This is a genomic window from Holdemanella hominis (genome assembly GCF_014306155.1).
Lineage (GTDB): Bacteria > Bacillota_I > Bacilli_A > Erysipelotrichales > Erysipelotrichaceae > Holdemanella > Holdemanella hominis.
In genome coordinates this window covers 1-4,147 of record NZ_JACRWH010000088.1, presented here as the reverse complement: position 1 = coordinate 4,147, position 4,147 = coordinate 1, and the positions used below count along the sequence as shown (strand labels likewise).

Genomic DNA, 4,147 nt, shown 5'->3' with positions numbered 1-4,147 from the left:
AATCTTCTATATATCCTTCAAAATATACAAAAAAAGACAATTTCATTTCGAAAATTGCCTATATACAATAAAAAGCCTATGCCCTTACGAAAAGGTATAGGCTTTTGTCAACAATCTGACTGCAGAAGATTAATTCCTCTGCAGTCTTTTTATTTATTCGGTTTTTCTTCAATCTCTTTTTGTTTTTGCATAACCTCATTAATTTTTTCTTGAATTAAATGAGCATATGCATCAGCACCTGATTCCATCGGATGTATTCCATCCTCTTCTAATAAATCTGTATGCTGAGAAATATAAGAATTCCAATCAATCAATGTAATATTTGAATGCTTTTTAGCCAATTCCTTCAGATATTGATTATTGCTAGCTTCCCATTCAACCCCAGGTGCATATACATTGACCCAGAAAATAGATTTATCTGAACCAATCATTTCTAATGTTTGTTCAACCGTACTCTCATCCAATACCCCATTTGTTCCTAGTGACATCACAACTGTATTATGCACAGCCCCTTTTGACTCGTACCAACGCAAAACATCTGGTGCTTGTGACATTTGTCTTGAAACAGCTGCATCGACAGTTGCATCTGGATAAACAGCTTGTATATTTGTATATGCTGACAACATAACGGAATCTCCCAAACAGAATAAACCTTTATCCGATACTTTCTGTGAATTTCCACTAGGACTATAATCTACATTTTTAGCCTTTTCCATTTTGCCATCTGATTTTGCATTCTTTTTCTTATTCTTGATAGCTTCTTCATTTTCAGCAATACGTTTTTGCAACGCACTAGAATCCACTTCTTTTGAAGTTGCTAAAGCAATAACACCTGTGGCCTGAAATACAAACCCAACGATTCCACAAGCCAACACGGCTTTTTGAAATTTTGGTTTGATTTGTTTATATTTAAACACCTTTAAGAAATAATTTGTCCATACAACAAGTGCAATCAAAATTACAAATTCAACTAAATATATGATGAAATGTTTATTCCAATCCTTATATTGAAACAAATAAATGACTGGATATTGCCACAAATAAATTTCATAACTATGTTTACCAATCCAATCTAATATAGGCACATCCAACGAAACTGAGCTATTTGCCGTTTTCTCAATTAAGAACATAGACAAAATTGTCGTTAGTGTTAACACCAATAAATATACAATTGGCATTTTACCATCAAAAATAAAGTAAGAAGCCACTAATATAACTATCAATGAAAGTGAAATGCAAAAATTCTTTTTCGTTTCTTCTTCCTTTGTATATATCCAACCCAAAAGCATACCCGCAAACAATGCATAAATTCGAGTATCCGTTCCATAATACAATCTTGTGACATTCACTTTACATAAATAAAGTATTGGCATTATTAACGCAAAAGCAACAGTGACTCCAAGCATTATCTTGATTGTATTCGAATTTCCTTTTTTTTCTTCCAACTTATATAATCCAAATAATAAAAGTGGAAAAATCAAATAAAACTGCATTTCAATAGACAAGAACCATAAGTGAGAAAATGGTGAAGTATTCGCAATTCTAGTAAAGTAATCCAAACTTTGTGAAATCTGCCAAAAGTTATTAAAACCCGCAAATATACTTAATACTTGCATCTTCATTCCACGCAAACTATCATTAGCCAAAAAGAAATAAACACCTAAAGTTGTAAAAACCATTACCAACAATGGTGGATACAATCTTTTTATTCTTGATATATAAAATTTGATAGCAGAAAACTCCCTGTTCTCCATTTTTTTCTTATTTGTGATAACCATTAAAAAACCAGTTAAAACAAAAAATAAAACAACCCCTAGATACCCACCTTTAAACACGTTAGGAAACATATGAAATAGCGTAATTCCAATAATCGCAATACCACGCAATCCGTCCATTCCCTTTATACGATTTCCTTTTTCTTTCATATCAACATATCCCCTTATCACGCTACTACTAGCACTCTATATTTTAACACAAACAAATCTTAATAATTATTAATAAATATATAATTTTTTAATATCCCTTTTTAAAAAAATACAATATAATATATTAAGATTCTGAAAGGAAAATAACATGCAAAGTATTAAGACAATTTATAAAATCGGACCAGGTCCAAGCAGTTCACACACATTTGGTCCAATGATGGCTTCTAAATATATCAATGAACAGTATCCAGAAGCTACAAACTTCAAAATTACATTATTTGGTTCTTTAGCACTTACAGGAAAAGGGCACCTTACAGACAAAATCATATTAAAAACGTTAGGCACTAGTAAATGCGAGATCATTTTTGATATGAAAACCCCTGTTGAACACCCAAACACAATGATCATTGAAGTATTTGACAAGGATACAAAAATTGCAAAACATACATTCGTATCAATTGGTGGCGGTAAAATCGAAATCGATGGTAAAAAAGGAAATGTAGACCCAGAAATTTATCCACACACAAAGATGGATGATATTCAAGTCTATTGTAATGAACGTCATTTACGTTTAGACCAATATATCGATGAAGTAGAAGATTCTGATTTTGACTCTTACATGAATCAAATCTTCAAACAAATGTTAAAAACAGTTAATACCGGGTTAAAGAAGACTGGTGTTTTACCTGGAAGCTTAAAAATTGATCGAGTAGCCCATGCATTACACCAATCCGCACAAAGTTGTAGTGATATTCAAGATAAAAACAGTTTATTACTAAGTAGCTATGCCTATGCAGCCAACGAACAAAATGCCAGTGGAGGTATTGTCGTAACAGCTCCGACCATGGGTAGCTGTGGCGTTTTACCAAGTCTTGTATATCATTTCTATCACGATCAAAAATATCCTAAAAAAACAATTATCCAAGGACTTAAAGTCGCTGGATTGATTGGAAATCTAATTCAGACAAACGCAACCATCTCAGGTGCCAAAGCTGGATGTCAAGCAGAAGTTGGTGCTGCCTGCTCCATGGGCGCTGCTTTTGTCGCTTATTGTCAACTTCAAAACAACGAACAAATTGAATGTGCTGCTGAAATTGGATTAGAACACCATCTAGGACTTACATGCGATCCAGTTGGCGGATACGTAATGATTCCTTGTATTGAAAGAAATGCAATAGCTGCACAAAGAAGCGTGGATGCTGCAAGACTTGCCAAATATTTGCGTAACGTAAAAAAGAATCGTGTTAGTTTTGATATGGTTGTACAAACCATGAATCTAACAGGAAAGAAACTTCCAATTGAACTAAAAGAAAGTGCACTAGGCGGATTAGCCGTTGTTGTACCTGAAAAAGCATAAAGGCCTAATTCATATGAATTAGACCTTTTTTTCTATTTATCACGAACGAAGCACTCTAATACTTTATAGCCTTTACGCTCTAAATCTGCTTGTAAATCATCTGGTTCAATAGTATCACAACGAATAACCAGATTGGCAATTCCATCCTCAAAAGAATACACACCAATATGATTGATATTCACTTTATTTTCAGCAATAATTTCCGACAGCTTACCAATCGCACCAATTTCATCTTTTACGGCAACCGTAATTCTTGAACCCACTTCATCCCATCCAAGAACATTCAAGAAACATTTAAACACATCATTCTGCGTTACAATACCTGTAACTTCGCCAGAAGCATTTGTGACCGGCAAACATCCAATGTTGTTTTTCAACATTTTCTGTGTTGTATATTCCACCAATTCATTTTCATCGACAGAAATGACTTTTTTTACCATCACTGTGCTTACAGTCGTTTTTGACAATAAATAATTTAATTCATATATGCTTAAGCTCGTCGCATTCGTTGTACCCGAATTAGAAATCATACCTTCTGTAATCAATCCAACAAGTTTTCCTTTTTCAACAACAGGAACACGGTGAATCCCAATGTCATTAAGTTAAGAAATGACGGCTTTGAGGGGAACATAAAAAAATGTGCTCCTCTTTTTTTTGGAAAATTTGAATTTTTTTGTTGACATACAGGTAGAAATGTGTGGCCTATTATCATTTCTGATAATAGGCCAATTGTTTATACGGAAGGACATCAAAACCATGAATAATTCTCCTTCACTATTCGTTGTTGATTCAAATAAGGATTTTACACGGAAAAGAAAACATCTTTTTGGAAGTACACTTTTCAATGTGCTTTTATTAGAGTCTG

General features: G+C 33.4%; 3 protein-coding genes and 1 pseudogene. 1 reads left to right on the top strand and 3 read right to left on the bottom strand.

Features of this window, described 5'->3' with window-relative positions; all coding sequences use genetic code 11:
• Positions 1–149: 149 nt before the first annotated feature.
• The gene (locus H8911_RS11755) at positions 150–1,925 is read right to left on the bottom strand and encodes an acyltransferase family protein (RefSeq protein ID WP_186999791.1); all 1,776 of its coding nucleotides are present in this window, start codon (positions 1,923–1,925) and stop codon (positions 150–152) included.
• Positions 1,926–2,073: 148 nt separating this feature from the next.
• Between H8911_RS11755 and H8911_RS11750 the strand changes: the two genes are divergently transcribed.
• The gene (locus H8911_RS11750; RefSeq protein ID WP_117926804.1) at positions 2,074–3,282 is read left to right on the top strand and encodes an L-serine ammonia-lyase, iron-sulfur-dependent, subunit alpha; all 1,209 of its coding nucleotides are present in this window, start codon (positions 2,074–2,076) and stop codon (positions 3,280–3,282) included.
• 32 nt (positions 3,283–3,314) lie between these two features.
• Here H8911_RS11750 and H8911_RS11745 read toward each other — a convergent pair whose 3' ends face one another.
• Positions 3,315–3,812 (bottom strand): CBS domain-containing protein, encoded by a 498-nt coding sequence (locus H8911_RS11745; RefSeq protein WP_244975858.1) that lies wholly within the window; start codon positions 3,810–3,812, stop codon positions 3,315–3,317.
• 3 nt (positions 3,813–3,815) lie between these two features.
• Positions 3,816–3,869 (bottom strand): annotated as a pseudogene (locus H8911_RS12810) (hypothetical protein); the annotation flags it as partial.
• Between the last annotated feature and the right edge of the window lie 278 nt (positions 3,870–4,147).